The organism is Myxococcaceae bacterium JPH2, from assembly GCA_016458225.1.
Lineage (GTDB): Bacteria > Myxococcota > Myxococcia > Myxococcales > Myxococcaceae > Citreicoccus.
Window position 1 is genome coordinate 493082 of record JAEMGR010000005.1, and the last position, 26203, is coordinate 519284.

At 69.5% G+C, this 26203-nt stretch carries 22 protein-coding genes; 16 read left to right on the plus strand and 6 right to left on the minus strand.

Annotated features, from left to right (window positions below; genetic code table 11):
* Positions 1 to 238 precede the first annotated feature (238 nt).
* Positions 239 to 1369, plus strand: a complete 1131-nt coding sequence (locus JGU66_10955; GenBank protein ID MBJ6761284.1) for an AI-2E family transporter — start codon at positions 239 to 241, stop codon at positions 1367 to 1369.
* A 7-nt stretch (positions 1370 to 1376) separates the two neighbouring features.
* Here the strand turns inward: JGU66_10955 and JGU66_10960 are convergent, their stop codons facing one another.
* A complete protein-coding gene (locus JGU66_10960) occupies positions 1377 to 2687 on the minus strand; it encodes a neutral/alkaline non-lysosomal ceramidase N-terminal domain-containing protein (protein MBJ6761285.1) in 1311 nt (436 codons plus the stop codon).
* Between the two features lie 164 nt (positions 2688 to 2851).
* Here JGU66_10960 and JGU66_10965 point away from each other — a divergent pair, with 164 nt between their 5' ends.
* The 6 genes from JGU66_10965 to JGU66_10990 all read left to right on the plus strand — a co-directional run bounded on the left by JGU66_10965 (position 2852) and on the right by JGU66_10990 (position 13091).
* The gene (locus tag JGU66_10965) at positions 2852 to 4228 is read left to right on the plus strand and encodes an amidophosphoribosyltransferase (protein ID MBJ6761286.1); all 1377 of its coding nucleotides are present in this window, start codon (positions 2852 to 2854) and stop codon (positions 4226 to 4228) included.
* 4 nt (positions 4229 to 4232) lie between these two features.
* Complete coding sequence (locus JGU66_10970) at positions 4233 to 5879, plus strand: sensor histidine kinase (protein MBJ6761287.1); 1647 nt, start codon at positions 4233 to 4235, stop codon at positions 5877 to 5879.
* Positions 5876 to 7228 carry a sigma-54-dependent Fis family transcriptional regulator gene (locus JGU66_10975; protein MBJ6761288.1) on the plus strand — a complete coding sequence of 451 codons (1353 nt, stop codon included), beginning with the start codon at positions 5876 to 5878 and terminating at the stop codon, positions 7226 to 7228. Before JGU66_10970 ends, JGU66_10975 begins: the two co-directional genes overlap by 4 nt.
* 136 nt (positions 7229 to 7364) lie before the next feature.
* Positions 7365 to 8711: a TolC family protein gene (locus JGU66_10980; GenBank protein MBJ6761289.1), complete on the plus strand. Its 1347-nt coding sequence runs from the start codon at positions 7365 to 7367 to the stop codon at positions 8709 to 8711.
* A 33-nt stretch (positions 8712 to 8744) separates the two neighbouring features.
* Positions 8745 to 9938, plus strand: coding sequence for an efflux RND transporter periplasmic adaptor subunit (locus tag JGU66_10985; GenBank protein MBJ6761290.1), 1194 nt, complete (start codon positions 8745 to 8747; stop codon positions 9936 to 9938).
* An 18-nt stretch (positions 9939 to 9956) separates the two neighbouring features.
* Entirely contained in the window at positions 9957 to 13091 is a 3135-nt protein-coding gene (locus tag JGU66_10990; GenBank protein ID MBJ6761291.1) for an efflux RND transporter permease subunit, read from the plus strand.
* A 52-nt stretch (positions 13092 to 13143) separates the two neighbouring features.
* Here JGU66_10990 and JGU66_10995 read toward each other — a convergent pair whose 3' ends face one another.
* Positions 13144 to 14223, minus strand: a complete 1080-nt coding sequence (locus JGU66_10995; GenBank protein MBJ6761292.1) for an RluA family pseudouridine synthase — start codon at positions 14221 to 14223, stop codon at positions 13144 to 13146.
* Positions 14224 to 14281: 58 nt separating this feature from the next.
* Positions 14282 to 15406, minus strand: coding sequence for a UDP-N-acetylglucosamine 2-epimerase (non-hydrolyzing) (gene wecB / locus JGU66_11000; GenBank protein ID MBJ6761293.1), 1125 nt, complete (start codon positions 15404 to 15406; stop codon positions 14282 to 14284).
* A gap of 224 nt (positions 15407 to 15630) precedes the next feature.
* Here wecB and kdsB point away from each other — a divergent pair, with 224 nt between their 5' ends.
* Both kdsB and JGU66_11010 read left to right on the plus strand, forming a co-directional pair.
* On the plus strand, positions 15631 to 16371 hold the full coding sequence (gene kdsB, locus JGU66_11005) for a 3-deoxy-manno-octulosonate cytidylyltransferase (GenBank protein ID MBJ6761294.1): 741 nt from the start codon (positions 15631 to 15633) through the stop codon (positions 16369 to 16371).
* 2 nt (positions 16372 to 16373) lie between these two features.
* Positions 16374 to 17216, plus strand: a complete 843-nt coding sequence (locus JGU66_11010; GenBank protein MBJ6761295.1) for a hypothetical protein — start codon at positions 16374 to 16376, stop codon at positions 17214 to 17216.
* A 44-nt stretch (positions 17217 to 17260) separates the two neighbouring features.
* On the opposite strand, the gene JGU66_11015 is transcribed toward JGU66_11010, so the two are convergent.
* Entirely contained in the window at positions 17261 to 18109 is an 849-nt protein-coding gene (locus JGU66_11015) for an aldo/keto reductase (GenBank protein ID MBJ6761296.1), read from the minus strand.
* A gap of 161 nt (positions 18110 to 18270) precedes the next feature.
* Here JGU66_11015 and JGU66_11020 point away from each other — a divergent pair, with 161 nt between their 5' ends.
* From JGU66_11020 to JGU66_11045, 6 genes are all read left to right on the plus strand, one after another.
* Positions 18271 to 19977 carry an ATP-binding cassette domain-containing protein gene (locus JGU66_11020; GenBank protein MBJ6761297.1) on the plus strand — a complete coding sequence of 569 codons (1707 nt, stop codon included), beginning with the start codon at positions 18271 to 18273 and terminating at the stop codon, positions 19975 to 19977.
* 299 nt (positions 19978 to 20276) lie between these two features.
* On the plus strand, positions 20277 to 20510 hold the full coding sequence (locus tag JGU66_11025) for a hypothetical protein (protein ID MBJ6761298.1): 234 nt from the start codon (positions 20277 to 20279) through the stop codon (positions 20508 to 20510).
* Between the two features lie 83 nt (positions 20511 to 20593).
* Complete coding sequence (locus JGU66_11030; protein MBJ6761299.1) at positions 20594 to 22237, plus strand: CTP synthase; 1644 nt, start codon at positions 20594 to 20596, stop codon at positions 22235 to 22237.
* Entirely contained in the window at positions 22234 to 23064 is an 831-nt protein-coding gene (kdsA, locus tag JGU66_11035) for a 3-deoxy-8-phosphooctulonate synthase (protein ID MBJ6761300.1), read from the plus strand. The genes JGU66_11030 and kdsA overlap by 4 nt, the downstream gene beginning before the upstream one ends.
* Before the next feature lie 32 nt (positions 23065 to 23096).
* On the plus strand, positions 23097 to 23678 hold the full coding sequence (locus JGU66_11040) for an HAD-IIIA family hydrolase (protein ID MBJ6761301.1): 582 nt from the start codon (positions 23097 to 23099) through the stop codon (positions 23676 to 23678).
* Between the two features lie 34 nt (positions 23679 to 23712).
* Positions 23713 to 24333 carry a response regulator gene (locus JGU66_11045; protein ID MBJ6761302.1) on the plus strand — a complete coding sequence of 207 codons (621 nt, stop codon included), beginning with the start codon at positions 23713 to 23715 and terminating at the stop codon, positions 24331 to 24333.
* 104 nt (positions 24334 to 24437) lie between these two features.
* Here JGU66_11045 and JGU66_11050 read toward each other — a convergent pair whose 3' ends face one another.
* Positions 24438 to 24878 carry an Hsp20/alpha crystallin family protein gene (locus JGU66_11050; protein MBJ6761303.1) on the minus strand — a complete coding sequence of 147 codons (441 nt, stop codon included), beginning with the start codon at positions 24876 to 24878 and terminating at the stop codon, positions 24438 to 24440.
* A gap of 200 nt (positions 24879 to 25078) precedes the next feature.
* On the minus strand, positions 25079 to 25273 hold the full coding sequence (locus JGU66_11055) for a CPXCG motif-containing cysteine-rich protein (protein ID MBJ6761304.1): 195 nt from the start codon (positions 25271 to 25273) through the stop codon (positions 25079 to 25081).
* 81 nt (positions 25274 to 25354) lie between these two features.
* Between JGU66_11055 and JGU66_11060 the strand changes: the two genes are divergently transcribed.
* Entirely contained in the window at positions 25355 to 26194 is an 840-nt protein-coding gene (locus JGU66_11060) for a general secretion pathway protein GspE (GenBank protein ID MBJ6761305.1), read from the plus strand.
* Positions 26195 to 26203: the final 9 nt, after the last annotated feature.

The following is a 26203-nucleotide window of genomic DNA, read 5'->3' on the forward strand; positions in this document are numbered from 1 at the left end:
CGACGCGGAGCGGCGGGGAATGAGCGGAATTGTGGGAGCGAAAGCTTGCGAATCACAAGCATAAGCGCCCGCCGACTGGGATTGACGCACTGCAACTTGTGACGTCAGGCGAAAACACTACGCCGACGGTAATGATTGACGCGATGTATCAGATTTCTCGGCCCTCCCTTTGAGCCTGCGAGTGAGGGTCGAGCAGCACAACGGTTCAGGCCCTGGACCTGCTATCTGCCAGGGCACGATGACTCGACCCGACAACACCCAGGCCCGACGCATCTTCGTGGGACTCATCCTCGCGGCGCTGTTGCTGGTGGGCGTGACGTTGTGGCCCTTCATCCGGCCCCTCTTCCTGGCCACCATCTTCGCGGCGCTCCTCTGGCGCGCGCAGGAGGGGCTGACGCGGCTGCTCCGCGGGCGGCGCAACCTGGCGGCCACGCTGCTGTGCCTCGCCGTGGCGCTGGTCGTGGTGGGGCCGCTGGCGAGCCTGGTGGCCTACGTGGTGCGCGAAGGCGTGCAGGGCGCGCAGTCGGTGGCCTCGCTCGTGCGACAGGAAGGTCTGACGGGCGTGGTGGAGCGTGTGCCTCCCGCGCTCCAGCCATGGGCTCGCCGCGTGGTGGACAGCCTGCACCTGGAAGAGGCGCAGCTCAGCGAGGCGCTCAAGCAGGAGCTGAGCGAGCGCGGAGGACAGGCCGCGGAGGTGGTGGGCCGCGCCGTGTCCGCCACGGGCTCGGTGCTCGTGCAGGGCGTGATGATGCTGGTGGCGCTCTTCTTCCTGCTGGTGGATGGCGGCCGACTGGTGACGTGGCTGGAGGACCTCTCACCGCTGGCCCCCGGTCAGACGGCGGATCTGCTCACCGAGTTCCGGGATGTGTCGCGCGCCATCATCGTCTCCACCGTGGCCACCTCGGGCGTGCAGGCGCTGCTCGCCTTCCTCTCCTTCGTGGTGGGAGGTGTCCCGAGCGCGGTCTTCTTCGGGCTGCTCACCTTCTTCACCGCGTTCATTCCGGCCGTGGGCGCGGGCGGCATGTGCCTGGTGGCCTCCGCCATCGTCTTCTTCGATGGGCGCCCCGTGACGGCGCTGCTCGTGGCGGTGTGGGGCGTGGCGGTGGTGGGCACGGTGGACAACCTGGTGAAGCCGCTGCTCGCGCGCCGAGGGATGGACCTGCACCCGGCCCTCATCTTCTTCTCCATCCTCGGTGGCCTCTCCATCTTCGGAGGCGTGGGCCTCTTGCTGGGCCCGCTCGTCATGGCCACCTTCCTCGCGCTGCTGCGCATCTACCGCCGCGACTACGGCCGGCACGAGTCCACCCCCGCGAACGTCGCGCTCCCCACCCCCGCCGTCCCCGCGCCTCCGCGGCAAGACGTGGGCTGAGCCCGGTTCAGCGCGTGAAGCCCGCGGCGTCGGCGGCGACCTGGGCCGCCACGTTGAGTCGCTCCAGCAAGCCCGCGCCGAAGTACTGGCGCATGGACTCGCCTTCATGGGCACGCACCAGCTCGGGCGTGTCCACGTAGCCCACGTAGCCATTGGCGAGCGCCAGCACGTGCGTCGCGCCCGTCCGCTCGCGCAGCTCCACGCCCGCGCCCGTGGTGGGCTCGCCCGGCACCGTGACGAGCGACAGCGGCCCCAACCGCAGCGCATCCACCTCCGCCTCGCGAGGCGCCGAGGCACACAGCACGTTGTCCCCCGCCGAGCGCGTGAAGCCCGGCACCAGCCGCGTGGAGTCCGGGCGCGGCATGGCCGCGGACATCCGCGCCAGAGACAGCGTCACCGGCCCCTGCGCGGGCACCAACTCCGCGCGATCCGCCAGCGAGGACAACGCCCGCGCAAAGCCCTCCGCGCGCTCCACGCCCTGCCCCTCCGAGTACGCCACGGACGCATTGCCCACCGCGCCCTGGAGCAAGAGCGTCACGCCGCCCGAGGCCGTCTCGCGCAGCGCGCTGAGCCGGCCTGGATAGTCCGGATCCACCCGCTCGCGCTGCCGGGGAATCAGCGCGGGGTGCGCGGCGAACACGAGCAACTCCGCCACGGGCGCGCTGGCTCCACGCAGCACCACGCGCGTGAGCGCACCATCAGGCGCCTGACCTCCGGTGCGCGTGTAGACGAGCCCCGCGTCCTCGGCCTTGCCCACCTCCAGCGTGACGTCCGTCAGCGAGGCCGCCGCGCGCGCCACCGCCTCGCTCGCGCCCGCCACGGCGGACTCCACCGCGTCGCTTCGGTAGCGCCCCGTGCCCGAGACCTGCGCCACGAGCCGCGTGTCATATCCCCCAAAGGACGAGTGCGTGTGCGTGGCCATCACCAACACCTCGCCCACGCCCGACTCTCGCGCCCGCGCGCGCACCCGCTCCGTGACCTCCGGCGTGATGAACAGCAGCTCCAGCGACACGAGCCCCACGCGCACCCCGCCCGTCTCCAACACCACCGCGCGCGCGTGCAACGGCGGCTCGGCCACGTTCGCCTCGGCGCGCGGCGGGGGATAACCCGCCACCACCACCGGGAAGGGCGGCTGCAGCTCCACCTTCGCCGCGCCCGCGCGCAGCGGCCCTTCGCCACGGATCCGTGACAGGACAGTGGGCGCGTGCTCGACCCAGGGCCCGCACCAGTTCCACGACGCCAGCGCGTACGCGGCGCCAGCGGTCAGCAAGGCGAAGGGAACCAGGGTGCGCCACGGGAGACGTCGTCCAGAAGACATGCCCGGCCAGAGTAACCGCTTCCCACGCCTCCGCCGCTCCTACCTTTCCGGCCAGCGCCCTCACATGTGGCGTACGCGGTCCCATCAGGTGGACCGTGGAATACCCTTCGTCGTGGCGTGCGTTTTCGTTCCGCTTCCGGTCTGAAAGGGGTAAGGCACCGCGCATGTGCGGCATCTTCGGAATCGTGGGTCACGCTGAGGCTTCCAACCTGACGTACCTGGGCCTGCACGCCCTCCAGCATCGAGGCCAGGAGTCCGCCGGCATCGTGGCGTCGGACGGCCATACCCTTCGCGCCCATCGACAGATGGGCCTGGTCGCGGACATCTTCACCGCACCCGTGCTCGCCGGCCTGCCTGGCCAGGCAGCCATCGGGCACACGCGCTACTCCACCGCGGGCGGCAGCCGGCTGGAGAACGCCCAGCCCCTCTTCGTCACGTACGCGGGCGGGCAGTTCTCCATCGCGCACAACGGCAACCTGGTGAACGCGCGCGAGCTGAAGGACGCGCTCGAGGCCGACGGCGCCATCTTCCAGTCGGACGCGGACACGGAGGTGGTCATGCACCTCCTCGCCCGCTCCAAGCAGCCGACCTTCGAGGCGAAGCTCGTGGAGGCCCTCAAGAAGGTGGAGGGCGCCTACAGCATCCTGCTGCTCACCGAGAGCAAGCTCATCGCCGCGCGCGACCCCTACGGCTTCCGGCCGCTGGTGCTGGGCAAGATGAAGGAAGGCGCCTTCGTGGTGGCCAGCGAGACGACCGCGCTGGACCTCATCGAGGCCGAGCTGGTGCGCGAGCTGGAGCCCGGCGAGCTGCTCGTCATCGAGAACGGCGTCATGCGCACCAGCCAGCCGTTCGCGCGAGCGCCACGCCAGGCCCGCTGCATCTTCGAGCAGGTCTACTTCGCCAAGCCGGACTCCGTGCTCTTCGGCAAGAGCGTCTACGAGACGCGCAAGCGCCTGGGCATGCAGTTGGCCCGCGAGCAGCCCGCCCCCAGCGCGGACCTGGTCATCGCGGTGCCGGACTCGGGCGTGCCGGCCGCCATCGGCTTCTCCCAGATGAGCGGCATCCCCTACGACGTGGGCCTCATCCGCAGCCACTACGTGGGCCGCACCTTCATCGAGCCGCAGCAGTCCATCCGTCACTTCGGCGTGAAGCTGAAGCTGTCCGCCGTGCGCAGCGTGCTCAAGGGCAAGCGCGTGGTGGTGGTGGATGACTCCATCGTGCGCGGCACCACCAGCCGGAAGATCGTCAAGATGCTCAAGGCCGCCGGCGCCGTGGAGGTGCATCTGCGCATCTCGTCGCCGCCCACGCAGTGGCCCTGCTACTACGGCATCGACACGCCCAGCCGGCAGGAGCTCATCGCCTCCAGCCACACCACCGAGGAGATCGCCCGCTACGTGACGGCGGACTCGCTGGGCTACCTCTCGCTGGAAGGCCTGGGCACCGCGGTGGACGACCCCACGGGCTCCACCTTCTGCACGGCCTGCTTCTCGGGTCAGTACCTCACGGGCGGCTTCACGGCGGACGACAAGCTCAGCGCCTGACCCCATGACCGCCTCGTCCGCGCGGCCCGAGTTCATCCAGGCGGAGCGACAGTTCGTCCGCTCCGTGCTCGCGGGACTCGTGCTGCTGGGGCTCGTGGCGGTCGCGGGTCCCCTGCTCAGCTACCGCAGCGACGTGGCCGAGGCGCGCGCGCAGTTCCAGCTGCGCGTCGCGCGCGAGGCCCGCGTCTACGCCGAGGCGCTCGGCCTTCACCTCAACCTGCTCCAGACGGAGCTGCAGCGCGTCTCCGCGAGCGTGGGGCCGGACCTTCAGCACCCCGGCGACCTGGGCACCGAGGACCTGCTCGACCTCACCTCCCCCTCGGGCGGCCTGTTCCACGCGGGCCTCATGCTGCTGGACGGCGACGGCCGCGTCCGCTGGAGCGACCCCCCGCACATCACCGAGGAGTCCTCCTTCGCGGCGCGCCCCTGGTTCCGAGACGTGCTCGCGCGTCAGGTGCCCATCGTCGAGGCCATCGCGCCGGGCTCGTCGTCCTTCGTCGTCGCCGTTCCCATCACCCATGGCGGTCGCGCCGCGGGCGTGCTCGCGGGCCTGCTCGACACGAGCACCGCGCTGCCGGGCGGCCGGCCGCTGGGCGAGCACCTGGAGCTGCTCGTCCTCAACGCCGCGGGCGACCTGTTCCTCCCCGGCACGCCGCCGCGCTGGGCCACGCTCCCCCAAGCGGATGCCGAGCTGCGCGCCGTCATCCACGAGGGCATCCGCCCGCTCGCGTTGGGGCCGGACCTGGAGGTCTTCGCCGCCGCGACGAAGGTGCCGGGCACGGGACTCAACCTGGTGCTCGCCGCGGACGAGACCGCGATGCTCGCGGGCATCCGCAACCGCTTCCTCGTGCAGCTCATGGTGGTGGCGCTGCTCCAGCTCGGCACGCTGGTGCTCTTCAGCTTCCACTGGCGCCGCGTGTACGGACTCTTCCTCGACATGGAGGAGCGCGCCGCGAGCCACGAGAAGATGGCCGCGCTCGGCAGCGCCGCGAGCCTCATCGCGCACGAGGTGAAGAACTCGCTCAACGGCCTGAAGATGGCCGCGGGGCTGGTGTCTCACGAGGGCGAGGGCCCGCTGGTCGCGCGCACCATCAACGGCCAGGTGGACCGGCTGTCCCATCTGGCCACCTCGCTGCTGCACTTCGGCAAGCCGCCGGTGACACGGCGCACGGAGGTGGACCTGTCGCAGCTCGTGCGCGACGTCGTCTCTGGCCTGCGCGCCTTGCCCGAAGCCGACGAAGTCCGCCTGGATGTGGTGCTGCCCGAGCGCGCGCCCCTCTCGTGTGATCCGCTGCTGCTGGCCACCGCGCTGGACAACCTCTTGCGCAACGCCATGGAGGCCACGGTGGCCGCCAAGGACCTGGGGCAGCTCGCCGCGCCCGAGGTGCGCGTGGTCGCCACGCTTCGGGAGAACGAGGCCGTGGTCAGCGTGGAGGACAACGCGGGCGGACCGCCCACCACCGTGGAGGGCCGCCTCTTCGAGCCCTTCGTCACCTCCAAGGCCAAGGGCATCGGCCTGGGGCTCGCCATGACGCGGCAGGCCCTGGAGCAGCAGGGCGGGATGCTGACCTTCGAGCGCATTCCCGGAGGCAGCCGGTTCCAGGTACACCTGCCCCTGCCCCTCTCCTCCTCCGAGGCGCCCCGGACATGAGCATCCCCGCCCTCTTCGTGGACGATGACCGCGCCTTCTCCACCATCGCCTCGGTGGCGCTCCAGCGCGAAGGCTTCGCGCTGACGCTGGCCCGCTCGCTCCACGAAGCACGCGCTTCGCTCGCGCAGGCCACGCCCGCGCTGGTGGTGCTCGACCGACGCCTTCCGGATGGAGATGGGCTGTCGTTCCTGGGTGAGCTGAAGGCGCAGGCACCGGGCGCCGCGGTGGTGATGGTGACGGCGCACGGGGACATCGCCAGCGCGGTGGACGCGGTGCGCGCAGGCGCGGCGGACTACGTCACCAAGCCCGTGGAGCTGTCGGACCTGGTGCTGCGCGCGCGCCGCGCGGTGGACACGGGGCGCTTGAAGGACCGGCTGGAGGCCGCGGAGGCCGAGCTGTCCGGCCGCCGACGTCTCGTGCCGCCCGCCTCGGCCGCCATGCAGCGCGTGTTCTCCATGCTGGAGCGCATCGCCGCTTCGCCCCGCAGCCCCGTGCTGCTCCTGGGCGAGACGGGCGTGGGCAAGGAGCAGCTCGCGCGCCACCTGCACGCCCTGTCGTCGCGCGACGGCGGCGCCCCCTTCATCCACATCAACTGCGCGGCGCTGCCCGAGCAGACCGTGGAGAGCGAGCTGTTCGGCCACGAGAAGGGCGCCTTCACCGACGCGCGCGCCGCCCGCCGAGGACTCGTGGAGGTGGCCCACGGGGGCACGCTGTTCCTCGACGAGGTCGGCGAGCTGCCGCTCGCGCTCCAGGCCAAGCTGCTCACCTTCCTGGACTCGGGCCGCTTCCGTCGCCTGGGTGGCACCACCGAGCAGACCAGCTCCGCGCGCATCGTCGCCGCCACCAACCGCGACCTGCCCTCTCAGCTTCGCACGGGCACGTTCCGCGAGGACCTCTGGTTCCGGCTCGGCGTCTTCCGCATCGACGTGCCTCCGCTGCGCGAGCGCCGCGAAGACATCCCGTCCCTGGCCGAGGGCCTGCTCACCGAGCTGAGCCGCGAGCTGGGACGCCGCGACATGACGCTGGGCACCCGCGCGCGCGCCCGCCTCGCGCAGTACGCCTTCCCGGGCAACGTGCGCGAGCTGCGCAACATCCTGGAGCGCGCCCTCGTGTTGGAGCCCGGCCCCGAGCTGGAGCTGGAGGTGCTCGGCGGAGGCCCCGCGGCGCTCGCCCCTCCCCCGACGGAGGCCAGCCCCACCGACGCGTTCCGCGTGGAGCAGCCCCTCCCCATGGAGGACCTGGAGCGCGCCTACGTGCGCTGGGTGCTGGAGAAGCTGGGGGGCCGGCGCATGGAGGCAGCCAAGGCGCTGGGCCTCTCGTACCCCACGTTCCTCAAGCGGCTGGAGTGAAAGCATTTTGAAGTGCGCGGCGCCGCTGCAAGGAATTTGAACCGCGCGGCGGACGCAGCTCCTCGAAATCACTGAGGAATCCCCGGGCACGCGCCTTGCCATGGGACAGGCCGGTACCTCACCGGGAGCCTGCCTCGTGCGCCGTCCCTTGCCGTTCCTCGCCGCCCTCCTCGCCCTCGTCGGCCCCGCTGCTGGGGCGCGCGCGGAGTCGCCGCCTTCCACCTCCACGCCTTCCGCCGGAGCGGCGCTGTCGCTCGCGGCCCTGCCGGACGAGGACCACCTCGCCGCGCTCCTCTGGGAGCAATCGGCCGAGTTCGCCGCCGTCCGCGCGCGCATCGCCGCGACCCGCGCCGACCTCATCCGAGCCCACGTCCTGCCCAACCCGACGCTGGACGTGTCCATGAACACGATTCCCATCGGGGCCACCAACCCACCGGGGCTGCACCGCTGGACGGAGGTGCCCAACTACGCCTTCGGTCTCTCGGAGCTGGTGGAGCTGGGCAAGCGCGGCCCTCGCCAGGACTCGGCGCGCGCGGCGCTCGCGGCCTCCGCGCTGGATGCCCAGGCCACGCTGCGCGCGCGCACGTATGACGTGATGGACAAGGCCGCGGACGTGGCCGCCACCGAGGTGCGCCTCGCGCAGCTTCAGGAACTCGCCGACGACGCGGCGAAGCTGACCGAGCTGCAGCGCGTGCGGCAGCGCCACGGCGACGCGGCGGGCCTGGACGTGGACCGCTCGGTGTTGGAGGAAGAGAGCCTCCAGACCTCGCTGGGCGAGGAGCGCTCCCATCTGGCCGACGCGCTGCTCGCGTGCGCGCAGACCGCGGGCATGCCCTGCCAGCCCTTCGGAGGACGCAACGCGGCGGCGGCCTTCTTGGAGGCACGACTCGCCCGCGCGCCCTCGCCCGCGGACATCGAGTCGCGGCCTGACCTGCGCTCGCTGTCGGCGCAGGAGGACTCGGCGCGCGCGGCGCTGACGCTGGCCCGTCGTCACTGGGTGCCGGACCCCACGGTGCGCGCGGGCTACGTGCGCGACCAGTTCCTCGTCTCCGGCAACCAGCAGAACTCGCTGTTCGTCGGCCTCTCCATCCCGCTGCCCTTCTTCGACCACGGCCAGGCGGACGCGCACGTGGCCAGCGCTGCCATGGAAGCGGCGCGCGTGTCGCGCGAGAAGCTGGCGGCCCAGTCCGCGCGAGACGCCTCCTCTTTGGCGAACCAGCTCGCCGCGCTGCGCGAGCGCCGGGAGCGGCTGCGCAACCAGACGCTGCCCATGGCGGCGGGCGTGGTGCAGCGGTTGGACGCGGCGGTGCGCGCGGGCGGCGCGGCGCTGCAGGACCTGCTGCTCGCCCGACGCACCTACGGCGAGCTGCTGCTGCACGCCGCCGACCTCGACCAAGGCGCCTTCCACCTGAGCACCGGCCTGGACCGCGCGCACTCCGCGGGCCCGCGCGCGCCCGAGTCCCTCGCCGAGCCTCGCTCCTGACCTTCTTCCTCTTTCCTTCTTCGGAGTCACACCATGAGCCTCCCGGATTCGTCTCCTGTTCCTCCCCCCGCTCCCTCGTCCGACCAGCGCCGCCCTGTGTGGCTCGCCATCGCGGGCGCCGGCCTCATCGGCACCGCGGGCGTGCTGTACGCGCTCGCGCCCGCGCCCTCCTCGGCCGAGAGCGAGACCGCCAACCCGCGCCCCGCGGTGAACGGCGAGACCGTCCAAATCCCCGAGGGCGCACCTCAATGGCAGTACGTGGAGCTGGCCGTCGCCTCGGAGGCGCCCCCGCTGGCGCCCCTCCCCGCCCCCGCGCGCGTGCAGTTCGATGAGACCCGCACCGCCTCCATGGGCGCGCCGCTGGCAGGCCGCGTGGAGGAAGTGCGCGTGCGCCTGGGTGACCGCGTGAAGGCCGGCGAGCGCCTCTTCAGCGTGCGCTCCGGCGCCTACGCGGACCTCCAGAAGGAGATGCACAGCGCGGAGGCCGAGGCCGCCGAGAAGCGCCGCACCGCCGAGCGCCTGAAGGAACTCGTGTCCCTGCAGGCCGCGCCGGAGAAGGACCTGCTCGCCGCGCAGACCGAGCAGAAGCAGGCGGAGCTCGCCCTGGAAGCCGCGCGCGCCAAGGCCGCCAGCCTGCGCGTGTCCACCGAGGGCGACAACCTCTTCTGGGTGACGGCCCCGCGCGCGGGCACCGTGGTGGACCTGGATGTGGTGGCCAGCCTGGAGGTGACGCCGGAGCGCGACAAGCCGCTCTTGCGCCTCTCCGACCTGGACGAGGTGCTGGTGGTGGCGGACCTCCAGGAGGCGGACACGTCCGACCTGCGTCCAGGCGCGGCCGTGCTCGTCGGCACGCGAGACGGCACCACGCGGCCGGGCAAGGTGGACCGCGTCTCCGAGGTGGTGGACCCCACGCGCCGCACGGTGGAGGTCCGCGTGCGCGTGCCCAACACCGACCGCCTGTTCCGCCCCAACGCCTACGTGGAGGTGACGCCCTCGGCGCCGGACGACGTGAAGCGCGTGCGCGTGCCGGACAGCGCGGTGGTGACGGATGGCTCGCGCTCGGTCGTCTTCGTGGCGCGAGACGCCCACCGGCTGGAGCGCGTGGCGGTGACGCCCGGTCGTCGGCGCGGCGGTGAGGTGGAGCTGCGCGGCGGCCTCACGGTCGGCGAGCGCTTCGTCGCCCGAGGCGCGCTGCTCCTGGAGAACCAGATCGAACTGGCCGACTAGGCCCCGGGACTCTCAACCATGTTCGAGAAACTCGTCGAATTCAGTCTCAAGAATCGCGCGGCGGTGGTGTTCCTCGCCCTGCTCGCCGCCATCTGGGGATGGATCTCCTTCCGCGACCTCACGGTGGAGGCGTTCCCGGATCCCACCGACACGCAGGTCAACGTCATCACGCTCTACCCGGGCCAGCCCTCCGAGGAGGTCGAGCGTCAGATTGGCCTGCCCTTGGAGCGCGCGCTCAACGGCACCCCGGGCCTGGGGCGCCTGCGCAACCTCTCCCTCTTCGGCCTGTCCTTCGTCACGCTCACGTTCAACGACGGCGTGGACGCGCTCTTCGCGCGCCAGCAGGTGTTGGAGCGACTGCGCGACGCGGAGCTGCCCGAGGGAATCACTCCGGAGCTGGGCCCCCTGGCCACGCCCATCGGAGAGATTTATCGGTACACGCTCAAGGGCGCCAAGGGCGACCCCATGAAGCTGCGCACCCTGCAGGACTGGGTGGTGCAGCCGGGCCTCTTGCGCGTGGATGGCGTGGCGGACGTGGTGAGCTACGGCGGTCTCCTGAAGGAGATCCACGTGCAGCCCAACCCGGCGCGGCTCGCCACGTTCGGCCTGACGCTGGAGGACCTGGAGAACGCACTGAAGGAGGGCTCGGCCAACGCCAGCGGCGGCACGCTGGAGCGAGGCGCGGAGCAGTTCGTCGTGCGCAGCGAGGGCCTCTTCCACAACCTGGAGGACATCCGCGACGTGCGCGTCGCCACGCATGACGGCACGCCCATCTTCATCAAGGACGTGGCCGAGGTGGTGGAGGGATGGGCCCCGCGCCAGGGCGTGGTGAGCCGCGAGGACGCCAACGACGTGGTGGAGGGCATCGTGCTCATGCGCCGCGGAGAGAATCCCTCCGTGGTGCTCGCCCGCGTGCGCTCGGCCATCGAGGCGCTCAACACCCGCCTCACCCCCGACGACGTGCGCATCGATCCGTTCTACGACCGCACGGACCTCGTGAACACCACGCTCCACACAGTGGGCCACAACCTGCTGGAGGGCGCCATCCTGGTGACGCTGGTGCTCTTCGTCTTCCTGTTGGATTTGCGCGCGGCGCTGGTGGTGGGCGTGCTCATCCCGCTGTCGCTGCTCGCGTCGTTCATCTACCTGAAGCTGCGCGGCATGTCCGCCAACCTGCTGTCCATGGGCGCGGTGGACTTCGGCGTCATCGTGGACGGTGGCGTGGTCATCATCGAGAGCATCCTCTCGCGCCTGTCGGATCCGAAGCGCGAGGCGGAGACCCCCATGGAGCGCATCTTGCTGGCCACCAAGGCCGTGGTGCGTCCCACGGTGTTCTCGCTGCTCATCATCATCGCGGCCTACCTGCCCATCTTCATGCTCCAGCGGGTGGAGGGCCGCATCTTCGCCCCCATGGCGAACACGGTGGTGGCCGCGCTGGTGGGCGCCCTGGTGTTCTCCGTCACGCTCATCCCGGTGCTCGCCTCGTTCGTGTACCGCAAGCCCGTGCACCACAAGGAGTCGCCGGTGTTGCGCGCGGCGGACCGGGCCTATGGTCCCGCGCTGCGCTGGAGCCTCAAGCACCCCGCGTGGGTGTTGGCGGTGGCCACCGCGGGCCTGCTCGTGGCGGGCTGGATGTTGCCGCGCATGGGCAGCGAGTTCCTCCCGCAACTCAACGAGGGCGGCCTGTACCTCACCTTCACCCTGCCCTCCAACGTGTCGCTCTCCGAGGGGCGCAAGCTGGTGCCGCGCCTGACGCAGCTCATCCGCCGCGCGCCCCAGGTGGACGCGGTGCTCAGCCAGCTCGGTCGTCCCGAGGACGGCACGGACGCCACGCTGACGAACAACCTGGAGTTCTTCGTGAAGCTCAAGCCACCCGACCAGTGGCCCAAGCGCACGCCCACCCTGGCGGACGTCATCACGGAGATGCAGAACAACGTCGCGGAGGTGCCGGGCCTGGAGGTGAACTTCAGCCAGCCCATCAGCGACAACGTCAACGAGAGCATCAGCGGACAGTTCGGCCAGGTGGCCGTGAAGCTGTACGGCGACGACCTGAAGGTGCTGCAGGACCAGGCGGAGAAGGTGAAGAACACCATCGCCCGCGTGGACGGCGTGGCGGACCTGGGCATCGTGAAGAGCGGCGAGGTGCCGGACATCAAGGTCACCCCGGACCGCGTGGCCCTCGCGCGCTACGGCATGTCGCTGGGTGACTTCCAGCACGTCTTCCAGACGGCGGTGGGAGGTCGTCCGGTGAGCGAGTTCTGGGAGGGCGAGCGCCGCTTCGACGTGGTGATGCGCCTGCCCCTGTCCTCGCGTGACGACATCGAGAAGATCGCCCACCTGCGAGTGCCGGTGGAGGGTGGCGTCACGGTGCCGCTCAACGGGCTCGCCCGAGTGGAGACGGGCTTCGGCCGAGCCTCCATCAACCGCGAGAACGGCCGGCGCTACATCGGCATCCGAATGAACGTGCGAGGGCGAGACCTGGGCTCGTTCGTCACCGAGGCCCGAGCGCTGGTGGCCCGCGATGCGCCCACGCCAGCGGGGACCAGCATCGAGTGGGGCGGCGAGTTCGAGAACAAGGAGCGCGCGATGAACCGGCTGCTGTCGGTGGTACCGGTGGCGCTCATCCTCACGCTCATCCTGCTCTTCAAGGCGTTCAACTCGTTCGGTCGCGCGGTCGTCACGCTGATGAACGTGCCCTTCGCGCTGATGGGCGGGGTGTTCGGCCTCTACATCGCGGGCATGCCCGTGAGCGTGGCGGCGGCGGTGGGCTTCATCGCGCTCATCGGACAAGCGGCGCTCAACGGAGTGCTCGTGATGAGCGCCATCGCGGAGCGGCGCGAAGCAGGCGAGGCCCTGGATGACGCCATCCTCCACGGCAGCCGCGAGCGCCTGCGCCCGGTGCTGATGACCGCGGCGCTGGCGGCGCTGGGTCTGGTGCCCGCGTGCTTGAGCCAGGGCATCGGCTCGGAGACGCAGAAGCCGCTGGCGGTGGTCATCGTCTCGGGGACCATCTCCGCGTGCGTGCTCACGCTGGTGCTGTTGCCCGTGATGTTCCGCCTGTTCGCGCGCTTCACGGAACAGCTCGCGGATCGCATGCCGGCGAAGCTGCTGCGAGCAGTGCCCGGCACGGAGAACCTCCGCAAGGCGGGCTGACAAGTTGTTGGGGGCGGGCGGCATCCACGAGCAGGGATGCCGCCCGCGCAGTTCACGCCCCGGACTTCGGGGCCTCGGGCAAAGGCCGGCCCGCGATGAAGTCCTCGAGGTCCGCGGGGAGCGGAGCCTCGAACGTCATGGGCGTCCGCGTCCCCGGGTGCGCGAAGGAAATGCGCGCCGCATGCAACGCGTGCCGAGGCAGCCGAAGCCGCGCCCACGCCTCCGGCTCCAAGCAGCGCTTGCTGAACCGATCGAAGTAGCCCGGGTCCGGCCCGTACATCTTGTCCCCGACGAGCGGGTGCCCTGCCTCGCGAAGGTGGATGCGAATCTGGTGCTGGCGACCGGTCTCCGGGTAGCAGCGCAAGAGCGCGAACGGAGCACCATCGCGAGTGAACCGCTGCAACACCTCGAAGCGGGTGCGGCTCTCCTTGCCCTCCACGGGGTCGATGCGCACCGCGATGCGGATGAGGTCAGTGCCTTCCGCGATGGGAGCATCGACCACGAAGGAGTCCTCACGAGGATGGCCCTCGCAGACCGCGAGGTATTCCTTGTGGACATCGCGAGACAGGAACAGCCGCCCGAGCACGCGACACGACTCCGTCGTGCGGCCACACACCACGAGCCCACTCGTCTCCCGGTCCAGTCGATGCGCGGGCTCGGCGGCGCGCTCCTCGAAGCGCTCGCGCAGCAACGAGACGAGAGTGCCCTTGTGGTAGCGCGCGGTGGGGTGGATGGGCAGCCCCGCCGGCTTGTCGAGCACGAGCAGCCAATCATCTTGAAAGACGACCGCCACCTCCGTGGGCGTCTCGGGCTCCTCGCTGGCAGGGCGCCGCAAGCGGAACGCGAGCCCGGGATAGACAGGCGTGGAGGGCTTGAGGCGGCCCTCGTCACAGAACACACCCCGCTGGATGATGCCGAGCACGCGCTCGCGCGACGCACGCCGGAGCTTCTCGCGGAGATACCGCTCCAATCGCCAGCCCGCATAGTTGGGCTCGACGACGTAGAGGATGTCGGCGAAGCCCTCGGGCGGCTCCTCGGCGGAGGAGCCCGCGACATCCACAGACAGCGCTACCGCACCCTTCTCGGGCGCGGTCTCCTCGGAGGACTCGGCGGTGGGCTCCTTCGCGGTCATGGCCCCAGGGCTCTAGCACGCCCGACACGCGGCCAGGGGCCCCGACGCAGAGGCGCCGTCACGCGCTCGCGCGAGCGGGCCCCTGCGCGCCAACCGAGCGCGCATACAGGTCCGCGATGCGTTCGCCCGTACGCCCATCCCACAGTTCCGGCACGCGCCCCTGCTTGCCCTGGCCCGCGAGGATGCGGTCCACGGCATCGCGGATGCGAGCGGGGTCCGTGCCCACCACCTCGTTGGTGCCCACCTCCACGGTGATGGGGCGCTCGGTCTGCTCACGAAGCGTGAGGCACGGCACGCTCAGCGCGGTGGCCTCCTCCTGGAGTCCACCGGAGTCAGTGAGGATGACGCGAGCCTGCGACGTCAGGGCAAGGAACTCCAGGTAGCCCATGGGCTCCACCAGCTTCATGCCGGGAGCGCGCTCCAGCTCCGCCAGCAAGCCCTGCTCGGTGAGCATCTTCCGAGTGCGTGGATGGACAGGGAACACCAGGGGCAGACGCCGAGCCACATCGCGCAGCGAGCCAATCAACCCCACGAGCAGCTTCGGATCATCCACGTTCACGGGCCGGTGCAGCGTGGCCACCGCGTACTGGCGCGGGCTCAAGCCCAGGTCGCGCAGAGTAGAGAGCTGCTCGGCCTTCTCCTTCGAGGAGAGCAGCGAGTCGATCATCACGTTGCCCACGAAGTGGATGCGCGACGAAGGCACGCCCTCTTCCAGGAGATTGGCGTCCGCGTCGCGCGAGGGCGTGAGCAGGAACTCCGACAACCGGTCCGTGACGACGCGGTTGACCTCCTCGGGCTGGTAGCGCTCGCGGCTGCGCAGCCCCGCTTCCACATGCGCGAGCGGAATGGCCAGCTTGGAAGTAACCAGCGCGGCAGCGAGCGTGCTGTTGACGTCCCCCACGACCGAGACGAGGTCCGGCTTCTCGTGAAGGAAGACCTTCTCCATCTCGACCATCATCCGCGCGGTCTGCTCCGCGTGGCTGCCCGAGCCGATGCCCAGGTGAACCTCGGGCGCGGGAAGGCCGAGGTCCGAGAAGAAGACGTCGCTCATCTTGACGTCGTAGTGCTGACCCGTGTGAACCAGCCGCTGCTCGAGCACGCCACGCGCGCGGATGGCCTTGTAGATGGGCGCCACCTTCATGAAGTTGGGGCGCGCGCCAACGATATGGATGACCTTCCTCATGGGTCGGCAAGCTAGGCACGCTGTGCCACCTGCCTAGTGGGGCGGCCCCACCCTCCGGCTGAAGGTCTCGCCATGCGTCCTGAACCCGATAGACGGACAGGACACGCGAGCAACCGACCCGGTGCCGATTCCAGGGGCTGAAATCGGCGGGCCTCGCGGTCCGGCCTCCCTCGGGCATCCGCCGATTCCGGCTCTGGAATCGGAATCTGCTAGATGAAGGGGTCATGCCCGCGCCCCGCACCGTCGCCGTCATCCCTGCCCGCTATGCCAGCACGCGCTTCCCAGGCAAGCCGCTCGCCCGCATCGCCGGGGTCCCGATGATCGAGCACGTCTGGAATCGCTGTCGGGAAGCGAACGCCTTCGACGAGGTCTACGTGGCCACGGACGACGCGCGCATCCGCGACGTGGTGGAGGGCTTCGGGGGTCGCGCGGTGATGACGAGCCCGGACTGCGCCACGGGAACAGACCGAGTGGCCGAGGTCGCGCGCCAGCGACCGGACGTGGACGTCTGGGTGAACGTGCAGGGCGACGAGCCGCTCGTGGATCCAGCCGCGCTCAAGCTGCTCGCGGGACTCTTCACCGACGACACCGTGAAGATGGGCACGCTGGTGCGGCCACTCGAAGCAGACGAGGTGGACAGCCCCAACGTGGTGAAGGCGGTGCTGTCACGCAGCGATGACGCGCTGTACTTCAGCCGCGCCGCCATCCCGTTCGCGCGCGAGCCGGGCACGCTCGTGAATCGCTGGGGGCACATCGGCCTGTATGGCTACCGTCGTGACGTGCTGCTGCGGCTCGCCACGCTGCCGCCCACGCCACTGGAAGAGACGGAGAAGCTGGAGCAGTTGCGCGCACTGGAGCACGGCATCCCCATCCGTTGTGCGCGCGTGGCGTGGCGCACGGTGGCGGTGGATGTCCCCGAGGACGTGGCACGCGTCGAGGCAGTCATCCGAGCACGGGGGGAATAGTCATGGGCATCTTCAAGGACCTCTTCGGCGGAAAGGAACCCTCCGCTCCAGCCGAGCCAGCAACGGCGACACCCGTCGCACCAGAAACACAGACACCCCCTCCCCCGTCCCCACCGCCACTCGCGAAACCGAAGCCCCCCAAGCGGCAACCCCAAGAGGACGAGAACATGGAGGGTGTTCAGCGGTTGGTGGCAAGGCGCGTGGAGCGGCTGCTCGAGCTGCTCGGCACGGTGGCGACGCGCGTCCGCACGGGAGAGGAACTGCCCGCGTTCACCGTCACGTTGCACCTGGCCCATGGACACACGCTGACGGGTGAAGTGGTGGACTACGTGCCCAAGGAGGCGGTGCTGCTGGCGCTGGGCAAGGAGGGCCTCTTGCGCTCGGCCTCCGTGGCCTACGCCGACGTGAACACCATCGTCGCGGTGTCGGTGACCAACGCGGAGAAGCTGCTGGAGCTGCCGCAGCTCGTGCGCCCCATCCCCACGCGCCAGGACCTCGCCCAGCTCGCGGAGCGACTGGCGACCAGCATCACCGAGCAGTTCTGGCCGGGCGAGCTGTCACTGGGAGGCAAGGGCCTGCGCTTCGACGTCGATTGGGTGGGGCTCGATGACGAGCCCGGGCGTCGCGCGTTGGAAGGCTCGATCAACGTGACGAGCCACGCGTTGCGCGCGCTCGCCACCGAGAGTGGCCGCGAGGTCCTGCGCCGCATCACGGCCGTGAAGTTCGTGAAGGGCCCCAACGCGCGAGCGACGCGGGACGGAGAGACGGGCACGGTGACAGTCGCGCCCGGCAGCGGTGAGCCCACGCTGACCGCGTTCCGCAAGGGCCTCGGCGCGGGCCTGTAACCACCTCGGCGAGGCGCCACACCGCCGAGCCAGGCGAACCTCCGTCAGATGACCGGAAGGCTCGCGGGCTCGGCGCCCAGAGGAAAGGCCTCGTCGATGCGCCGCAGCTCGTTCGGCGTGAGATGGAGGTTCCCCGCCTCCGCGTTGTCGCGCGCATGGGCCTCACGACTGGCCTTGGGAATGGTGAAGACGGAAGGACGGCGGACGAGGAAGCGCAGCGCCACCTGGTACGGCGAGGCGTCATGGTCCTGCGCGATGTCCATCAGCACGCGGCCCCCGGGGCTGCGCGGCGACGGGAAGCGCCCGTTGCCAAAGGGGCTGTAGCCCACCACTGAAACACCGTGGCGCTCGCACCAGGGAATGACGCCATGCTCGATGGCGCGCTCCTCCAGGTGATACAGCACCTGATTGCACGCGATGCGATCCGGCCCGGCGATCGCCAGCACTTCGTCCAGCTCATCGACCGCGAAGTTGCTCACGCCCCACGCGCGAATCTTCCCGTCCCGCACGAGCCGCTCGAAGCCCCGCACGGTGTCCTCCAGCGGGTGCGAGCCCGGCCAGTGCAGCAGGTAGCAATCGAGATGGTCGGTGCGCAGGCGACGCAGGCTGCGCTCGCACGCGGCCAGCGTCCCAGAGAACGTGGCGTTCGACGGCATCACCTTGGACACGAGGAACACCTCGTCGCGCCGGCCCGCGATGGCCTCGGCGACGATGGTCTCCTCCACGAGCCCGCGGCCATACAGCTCCGCGGTGTCCAGATGCGTCAACCCCAAGTCGAGGCCGGCGCGCAGCGCGCGAATGGCGCCCGCGCGGTCGTCGTCCTCCATCTGCCAGGTGCCCTGCCCGATGACGGGAACGCGAGCCCCCGTCCGGCCGAATGCGCGTGTCTCCATGTCCCCCCCTGCGTCGGAAACCCTCGCAGGCTTAGCACCGAACGTGGGTCCGCCGCACACCGGCTGCACGCCTCACGCGAGCACGCTAGTCTCCGGCGGTGTCCTCTCCCGCTCCCCCGAACCCATCCAAGCGTCCCTCTCGACTGACCGTCCGCCGGCTGATGCAGCTGGCCCGGCCGGAGGTGCCCACGCTGGCCTTGGCCACCGTCTTCCTGATGATGGGAAGTGGCGCGAGCCTCGTGTATCCGCAGGCCATCCGCGTGCTCGTGGACGAAGCGCTCGGCGCGCGCGACCACGCCCTCATCGATCGCGCGGCGCTCATCATGATGGCCGTCTTCGTGGTGCAGGGCGTGGCCATCGCGCTGCGGGCCTACCTCTTCAACACCGCGGGTGAGCGCATCGTGGTGCGGCTGCGCCAGGACCTCTTCCGCAGCTTGATGAATCAGGAAGTGGCCTTCTTCGACGCGCACCGCACCGGCGAGCTCACCAGCCGGCTCGCCTCGGACACCACCGTGCTGCAGAACACGGTGAGCGCGAACATCTCCATGGCGCTGCGCAACGCGGCCCAGGCGGTGGGCGGGCTCGCGCTGCTCTTCTACACCTCGCCCAAGCTCGCACTGTTGATGCTCGGCATCGTGCCACCCGTGGCGGTGGGCGGCGTGCTGTATGGCCGCCGGTTGCGGGGCCTGTCGCGCAAGGTGCAGGACGCGGTGTCCGGCGCCAGCGAGGTCGCCGAGGAGAGCCTCTCCGGCCTGCGCACGGTGCGCTCCTTCGCCGCGGAGAAGGCCGAGGTGGAGCGCTACGGCAGCGCCATCCAGCGCACGTACGAACTCGCCCGCGAGCGCGCCGCGCAGGCCTCCATCTTCATCGGCCTCGCCTCGAGCGCGGGCTACGGCGCCGTGGTGGTGGTGCTCTGGTACGGCGGCAGGTTGGTGACGGACGGCCAGCTCACCATGGGCGCGCTCACGTCGTTCCTCGTCTACACCATGCTGATGGCGTTCTCGCTCAGCGCGCTGGTGGACCTGTGGGCGGACTTCATGCGCGCCACGGGCGCCGCCGAGCGCGTCTTCGAGCTGGTGGACCGCGTGCCCACCATCCCCGCTTCGGGCGGCGAGCGCCCCGCCACGCTGGACGGCCGCGTGGAGTTCCAGGGCGTGCGCTTCGCCTATCCCTCGCGCCCGGACGTCGAGGTCCTCCAGGGCATCGACCTCACCCTCAACCCCGGCGAGGTCGTGGCGGTGGTGGGCCCGTCTGGCGCGGGCAAGTCCACCCTCGCCTCGCTGATGTCACGGTTCTATGACCCGCTGCAGGGTCATCTGCGGCTCGACGGCAAGGACCTCACCACGCTCGACCCGGAGTGGCTGCGTCGGCAGCTCGGCATGGTGGCGCAGGAGCCGCTGCTCTTCGCCACCTCCATCGCGGAGAACATCCGCTACGGCCGCCCGGAGGCCACCGACGCGCAAGTGGAAGAGGCCGCGCGCGCCGCCAATGCGCACGACTTCATCGTCCGCTTCCCAGAGGGCTATCGCACCCTGGTGGGCGAGCGAGGCGTCCAGCTCTCCGGTGGACAGAAGCAGCGCGTGGCCATCGCCCGCGCCGTCCTCAAGGACCCTCGCCTGCTCGTGCTCGACGAGGCCACCAGCGCCCTGGACGCCGAGAGCGAGCACCTGGTGAAGGACGCGCTGGAGAAGCTCATGCGCGGGCGCACCACGCTCATCATCGCCCACCGCCTCTCCACCGTGGCGAGCGCCGACCGCGTGCTGGTGCTGGAGCACGGCCGCGTGGTGCAGAGCGGCAACCACGCCGCGCTGATGTCCGAAGAGGGCCTCTACCGTCGCCTGGTGGAGAAGCAGGTCGTCGCCGCCTGAACGTCTCGCAGCGCTCCGAGTGGCGCGGCATTTTCGGCGGGATTAGAAGAAGTCCCCTCAGAAAGGAGGTGATGCCTTGACCGACAGTAACCGCAAGGCGTCCACCTCCGCTGCGGTGGCTCGCTAGTCCGAGCCTCCCTGCGGATGGAGGGCGCTCGCTGTAACGGTCCGCTCCCGCTTCACTGCGGGGGCGGACTTTTTTTCGCGCTCACCCGCCGGGAATGTCCGCGCATTCCCCCTGTTCCGATGCCGCAGGGGGGAAGCCTACTCACTTCTGTGGCTGTCTTCCGGAGCGTGTCGTGTCCATCACCCCCTGCCCCATCCCGCTGCCCTCCGCCCTCCGCGACGAGGAGATGGTGGAGACCCAGCGCAACCTCTTCTGCCCCAACTACGACTCCTGCCTGCACGCCGTCGTCAAGAAGGGCTGGGAGGGCTGGAGCTGCCGCCAGTGCGACCTCCGTCAGTTCCGGGTTGGACAGCCGGATCCCCGTGAATTCGCGGTCTCCCGGCACGGCGGATGGGACGGCAACTGAGCGCTCTTCCACCCCCGCGCCAGCCCGCCCTCCGTTTCTCACAGAATCATTGACGCCTCCTGCCTCACTTGGCAGGAAGGGACATGCGCTCCAAGAAAACCAAGTTCATTTTCGTGACGGGCGGCGTGGTCAGCTCGCTCGGGAAGGGGCTCGCCTCGGCATCCATTGGCGCCCTGCTCGAGAACCGTGGGCTGACCATTACCCTCATCAAGCTGGATCCATACATCAACGTGGATCCCGGAACGATGAGCCCGTTCCAGCACGGTGAAGTCTTCGTCACGGAGGACGGTGGCGAGACCGACATGGACTTGGGCCACTACGAGCGTTTCACCAACGCGCGGATGAGCCGGCTCAACAACTTCACCTCCGGCCGCATCTACAACGCCGTCATCACCAAGGAGCGCCGCGGCGAGTACTTGGGCAAGACGGTGCAGGTGATTCCGCACATCACCGATGAGATCAAGGCCAGCATCCGCCAGGCCTCGCAGGACGCGGACGTGGTCATCGTCGAGGTCGGCGGAACGGTGGGCGACATCGAGTCGCTGCCCTTCCTCGAGGCCATCCGCCAGATGCGCTACGACGTGGGCAGCCAGAACACGGTCTACATGCACCTGACGCTGCTGCCGTACATCGGCGCGGCCGGCGAGGTGAAGACCAAGCCCACGCAGCACTCGGTGATGAAGCTGCGCGAGATTGGCATTCAGCCGGACTTCCTCCTGTGCCGCACGGACCGGGAGATTTCGCGCGAGCTGAAGGACAAGATCGCCATGTTCTGCAACGTGGACAACGGCAACGTGTTCACCTCGCCGGACGTGCGCAGCATCTACGAGCTGCCGCTGGAGCTGCACCGCCAGGGCCTGGATGACCGGCTCGCGGAGATCCTCAACATCTGGAGCCGCGCCCCGCACCTGCAGCACTGGGAGACCATCACCCGGAAGATCTACGAGCCCGCGCGCGGCGAGGTCTGCATCGGCATCGTGGGCAAGTACGTGAACCTCACGGAGAGCTACAAGAGCCTCAACGAGGCGCTCTTGCACGGCGGCATCGCCAACGACGTGAAGGTGAAGCTGCGCTTCGTGGACAGCCAGGACGTGGAGGTCGAGGGTCCTGAGAAGCTGCTCGCAGGCGTGGACGCGGTGCTCGTGCCCGGCGGCTTCGGCGTGCGCGGCACCGAGGGGAAGATCGCCGCCGTGCGCTACGCGCGCGAGAAGAAGATTCCGTTCTTCGGCATCTGCCTCGGCCTCCAGATGGCCGTGGTCGAGTTCACGCGCAACGTGCTCGGCCTGAAGGACGCCAACAGCCTGGAGTTCAACGAGCACACCCCGCACCCCGTCGTGACGCTGATGGAGAGCCAGGTGAAGGTGCAGGACAAGGGCGGCACCATGCGCCTGGGCAGCTACGACTGCGCGCTGAAGTCCGGCAGCCTGGCGCACCAGCTCTACGCCGCGGACCTCATCCAGGAGCGCCACCGTCATCGCTACGAGGTGAACAACACCTACCGCCCGAAGCTCCAGGACGCGGGCCTCGTCATCTCCGGTCACAACCCCGAGCTGAACCTCGTGGAGATGATTGAGCTCGGGGACCACCCGTACTTCGTCGGCTGCCAGTTCCATCCCGAGTTCAAGAGCAAGCCCTTCGCTCCCCACCCCCTCTTCTCCGGCTTCATTGGCGCCGCGCTCAAGCACCGAGACGCCGCCCAGGGTCGCTCGGCTCCGGTGCGCGCGTGAGCCTCCCCATCCAGCTCTGTGGTCACCCCGTGGGACCGGGCCAGCGCCTGTTCGTCATCGCGGGCCCGGACAGCATCGAGTCCGAGGACATGGCGCTGCGCCATGCCTGGATGCTCAAGGAGATCACCACCCGCCTGAACGTGCCGTACGCGTTCAAGTGCTCCTACGACAAGGCCAACCGGACGAGCGGCAAGTCCTTCCGCGGCCCCGGCCTCCGAGAGGGCTTGCGCATCCTCGCCCGCATCCGCAAGGAGGTCGGCGTCCCGGTCCTCACCGACGTCCATGAGACCAGCCACGTCGGGCCTGCCTCGGAAGTCGTGGATATCATCCAGATACCGGCGTTCCTCTGCCGGCAGACGGATTTGGTGGAAGCCGTGGCCAAGACAGGCAAGGGCGTGAACCTCAAGAAGGGCCAGTTCGTGGCCCCCAAGGACATCGTCCACTCGGCGCGCAAGGCGTTCGAGGCGGGCAACCCCAACGTCCTCGTCACCGAGCGCGGCTCCAGCTTCGGCTACAACAACCTCGTGGTGGACATGCGCGGCTTCAGCCAGATGCGCGAGGCCGGGCTCGCCGTCTGCTTTGACGCGACCCACTCGGTCCAGCTCCCCAGCGCCGGCAACGGTGAGACGGCGGGCGAGCGGAAGTACGTCGCCCTCCTCGCGCGCGCCGCCGCGGCCGCGGGGATTGACGCTTTGTTCACAGAAGTCCACGAAGACCCGGATCGTGCCCTCTGTGACGGTCCATGCTCCCTGAATCCCCAGATGTTCGAGGACGTGGTACGAAATGTGCTCAACATCCGCCGTGTGCTGGGGCACGAAGCTGGCTGATGGATGACGACGCGGGAGGAGTCGAACACACCATGTTGACGCACGCGCCATCCAAGCCAGGCATGGACGAGTTGACGTCGCTTGCGTCGCGCGTGCGCCTGTTGGTGTTCGACGTCGACGGTGTGCTCACCGACGGTGGTTTGTATTACGGACATGACGGAGAGGCGCTCAAGCGCTTCGACGTGAAGGATGGCCATGCGCTCGTCATGGCCCGGCTGGTGGGGTTGCCCGCCGCCATCCTCACCGCGAGAACGTCACGCATCGTCGAAGCGCGGGGCCGAGAATTGGGCTTCGCCGCCGTGTATCAGGGCCGCAAGGAGAAGGGCCTCGCGCTGTTGGAGTTGCTCGAGGAACTCAAGGTCCCCGCGGAGGACTGCGCCTATATGGGCGATGACCTCAACGACCTGGACCCAATGTCACACGTGGGGTTGGCCGCATGCCCTGCGGATGCAGTAGCGGAAGTGCGGCAGGAAGCTCACTTCGTTTCCCAGAGTGGGGGCGGAAGGGGGGCCGCTCGTGAACTCGTCGAACTCTGCCTTCGCGCAAGTGGCCGCTGGAACAACGCCGTGGGTCTGATGAGAAGATCTGATAAACGCAGGATGAAGGCGGGTTGAATTAACCCCGAATTCAAGGTAGGTGTTTATTTCCATGGCTAGTGGAACGATGCAATCCGAGGGGAGTACGGCGATGACGGACCAGCTCTACACGACGCACGACATCAGTCGTTTGCTTCAGGTGGACCCGTCGACGGTGAGCAAGTGGATCGATCGGGGCATCCTGATGGCCTTCCGCACGCCGGGCGGTCACCGGCGCGTGCGCTCGGCGGACCTGCGCACGTTCCTCATCACCCACCAGATGCCGGTGCCGGAGGAGCTGGGCAGCGGCACCGTTCGGCTCCTGGTGGTGGACGATGAGCGGCAGGTGCTGGACGCCATCAAGCGCGCGTTCAAGCCCTACGCCAACCAGGTCGAGCTGCAGACGACGACGAGCGGCGTGGAAGCGCTCCTGCTCGTGTCCGAGCAGAAGCCGCATGGGATGATCATCGACCTGAACATGCCGGACATCGATGGCCTGGAAGTCTGCCGTCGCATCCGCGCCCGCAAGCAGATGGAGGGCGTGCGGCTCATCACCATGACGAGCGCGCACTCGCCTGACGTCGTGGAGGCCTCGAAGCAGGCCGGCGCGGTGGCGTGTCTGGCCAAGCCGGTGGACGTGGCCCAGGTGCTCGAGCTGTTCCGGGTGCCGCTTGCGCTCAACGTCCGCAAGTAACCGACGAGGGCTTCCGCCTCCCCTTCTGCGGAAGCCCTCGATTGGACGGTGTTTACAGGAGTCGCCGCGCCCTCGGGACAGCGGCCTCCCGGCGGGTATGGGCATCAACCCTGGACCTTGACCTCGACGACGCGAGGCTTGGTTGCCTCACTCCGAGGCAGGGTCAGCGTGAGGACGCCGTTCTCGTAGCGGGCCTCCACGCGAGTGCTGTCGACGGTATCCGGCAGCCCGAAGGAACGGCTGTACACCCCCGATGCGCGCTCCTGGCGGCGCACGGTGACGCCCGACTCCCCGGGCTCGGCCTTGCGCTCGGAGCGCACGGTGAGGACGTCGTTCTCCACCTTCACCTGGATGGACTTCGCGTCGTGGCCCGGCAGGTCCACGCGGATGGTGACGCCCGCCTCGGCCTCGAGGATGTCCGCGGCGGGAGTGAGTTCGCGCGCGTCGTTGGCGCGCGGCGAGGCCAGCTCGCGGAAGAGCAGGTCGAAGTCGCGCATGAGCGGCAAGGTGACAGCGGCGTTGAACGGATGGCGATAGGTCTGCATGGTCTTCTCCTGTGCGTGTCGCCCCAACGGGCGCACGCCGTGACATGTGTCGACTGTTTCGAGATCGGCTCGCCGTGCCCGGGTTCGGGGCGGCATCGCCTCACCCCATCAACAGAACCATGCTTCGAAACGTGTCAAGGACAGGCCCTGGCCCCGCCTGGGAGCCGTCGCGCCCGCTCGCTCGCCCTACGGGCGCGACCTCAGTCGTCCTCGCGGCGCAGCGTCACCGCGGCGCCGTCCTCGCCGCGTGTCACCTGGACGACCCAGGGTCGGCAGCACACCGGACAGTCCTCGACATAGGACTCCGCGCTCGCGCCCAGGACGTCCACTTCGACTTCCACGTCCTCGCCGCAGTACGGGCACATCTGGAGGTCACCTTCCGCGAAGGGTTGCATCGCCGTGTCTCCTTGGCTCCGGAGCAAGTTCGACGCTCCGGACTCTTCGTCCACGCCTTCAGACGCTAGAATCCTCCTCCCATGGCGCCTCCTTCCCGCAATCGCATCGGTGACATCCTCGTCAAGGCTCGCGTCATCGATGAGCTTCAGTTCCGCAGCGCGCTGGCTTCGCTGGACCAGTGGGGCGGGCGCCTGGCTCGCACCGTCGCGGACCTGGGCCTCGCCACCGAGGACGTCATCACCGAGGCCATCTGCCAGGGACTCGGCATGCCGCGGGTGAGCCTGGGAAACCTCACCAAGGACGCGGGTGCGCTCGCGCGCGTGGACGTCGCCCTGGCGGAGCAGAAGGGCGTCTTCCCGGTGTCCCTCAAGGACAACGGCAAGACGCTGGTGCTCGCGATGTCGGACCCCACGGACCTGGCCACGTTGGATCAGGTGGCTGCGCGCGCCCGTGCACGCATCGTCCCCATGGTGGCGGGCGACCGCGAAATCGAGACCGCCATCCTGCGCCACTATCGCAACCAGGAGCCCTCGGTCAGCACGCGCTTCAATCCCACGCGGCGCAAGGACGCCGACACCACGACCAGCGATGAGGACGAGTTCAAGGTCGTGGACATGAGTGGCAACACCGTCGTCAAACGCATCTCCGACATCACCCCCCCCGCGGCGGCGAGCGCCCCCCGGGCCGCGGCGCCCGCGGAGAAGCCCGCACCCGCCAACTCCAGCGCGGCGGACATCCTGGATGAGATTCTCGCGGGGGGGACGCCGGCCAACGAGTGGACGGAGGAGAACCTGCAACGGCTCCAGACGGTGCAGCAGAATCAGGAGAAGAGTTCCAAGATTCTCCGCGCGCTGCTGGAGCTGCTCATCGAGAAGGGACAGCTGCAGCAGCGCGAGCTGGCCACGCGCATGCGGCTGTAGCCGCGAGCG

Coding starts and splice junctions, on each gene's coding strand:
- JGU66_10960 (MBJ6761285.1), bottom strand. CDS start 2,687: ATGTCTTCTGGACGACGTCTCCCGTGGCGCACCCTGGTTCCCTTCGCC.
- JGU66_10975 (MBJ6761288.1), top strand. CDS start 5,876: ATGAGCATCCCCGCCCTCTTCGTGGACGATGACCGCGCCTTCTCCACC.
- JGU66_11030 (MBJ6761299.1), top strand. CDS start 20,594: ATGCGCTCCAAGAAAACCAAGTTCATTTTCGTGACGGGCGGCGTGGTC.
- kdsB (MBJ6761294.1), top strand. CDS start 15,631: ATGCCCGCGCCCCGCACCGTCGCCGTCATCCCTGCCCGCTATGCCAGC.
- JGU66_11040 (MBJ6761301.1), top strand. CDS start 23,097: ATGTTGACGCACGCGCCATCCAAGCCAGGCATGGACGAGTTGACGTCG.
- JGU66_10955 (MBJ6761284.1), top strand. CDS start 239: ATGACTCGACCCGACAACACCCAGGCCCGACGCATCTTCGTGGGACTC.
- JGU66_11015 (MBJ6761296.1), bottom strand. CDS start 18,109: ATGGAGACACGCGCATTCGGCCGGACGGGGGCTCGCGTTCCCGTCATC.
- JGU66_10970 (MBJ6761287.1), top strand. CDS start 4,233: ATGACCGCCTCGTCCGCGCGGCCCGAGTTCATCCAGGCGGAGCGACAG.
- JGU66_11060 (MBJ6761305.1), top strand. CDS start 25,355: ATGGCGCCTCCTTCCCGCAATCGCATCGGTGACATCCTCGTCAAGGCT.
- JGU66_11020 (MBJ6761297.1), top strand. CDS start 18,271: ATGCAGCTGGCCCGGCCGGAGGTGCCCACGCTGGCCTTGGCCACCGTC.
- wecB (MBJ6761293.1), bottom strand. CDS start 15,406: ATGAGGAAGGTCATCCATATCGTTGGCGCGCGCCCCAACTTCATGAAG.
- JGU66_11045 (MBJ6761302.1), top strand. CDS start 23,713: ATGGCTAGTGGAACGATGCAATCCGAGGGGAGTACGGCGATGACGGAC.
- JGU66_10985 (MBJ6761290.1), top strand. CDS start 8,745: ATGAGCCTCCCGGATTCGTCTCCTGTTCCTCCCCCCGCTCCCTCGTCC.
- JGU66_10990 (MBJ6761291.1), top strand. CDS start 9,957: ATGTTCGAGAAACTCGTCGAATTCAGTCTCAAGAATCGCGCGGCGGTG.
- JGU66_11050 (MBJ6761303.1), bottom strand. CDS start 24,878: ATGCAGACCTATCGCCATCCGTTCAACGCCGCTGTCACCTTGCCGCTC.
- JGU66_11010 (MBJ6761295.1), top strand. CDS start 16,374: ATGGGCATCTTCAAGGACCTCTTCGGCGGAAAGGAACCCTCCGCTCCA.
- JGU66_10995 (MBJ6761292.1), bottom strand. CDS start 14,223: ATGACCGCGAAGGAGCCCACCGCCGAGTCCTCCGAGGAGACCGCGCCC.
- JGU66_11055 (MBJ6761304.1), bottom strand. CDS start 25,273: ATGCAACCCTTCGCGGAAGGTGACCTCCAGATGTGCCCGTACTGCGGC.
- JGU66_10965 (MBJ6761286.1), top strand. CDS start 2,852: ATGTGCGGCATCTTCGGAATCGTGGGTCACGCTGAGGCTTCCAACCTG.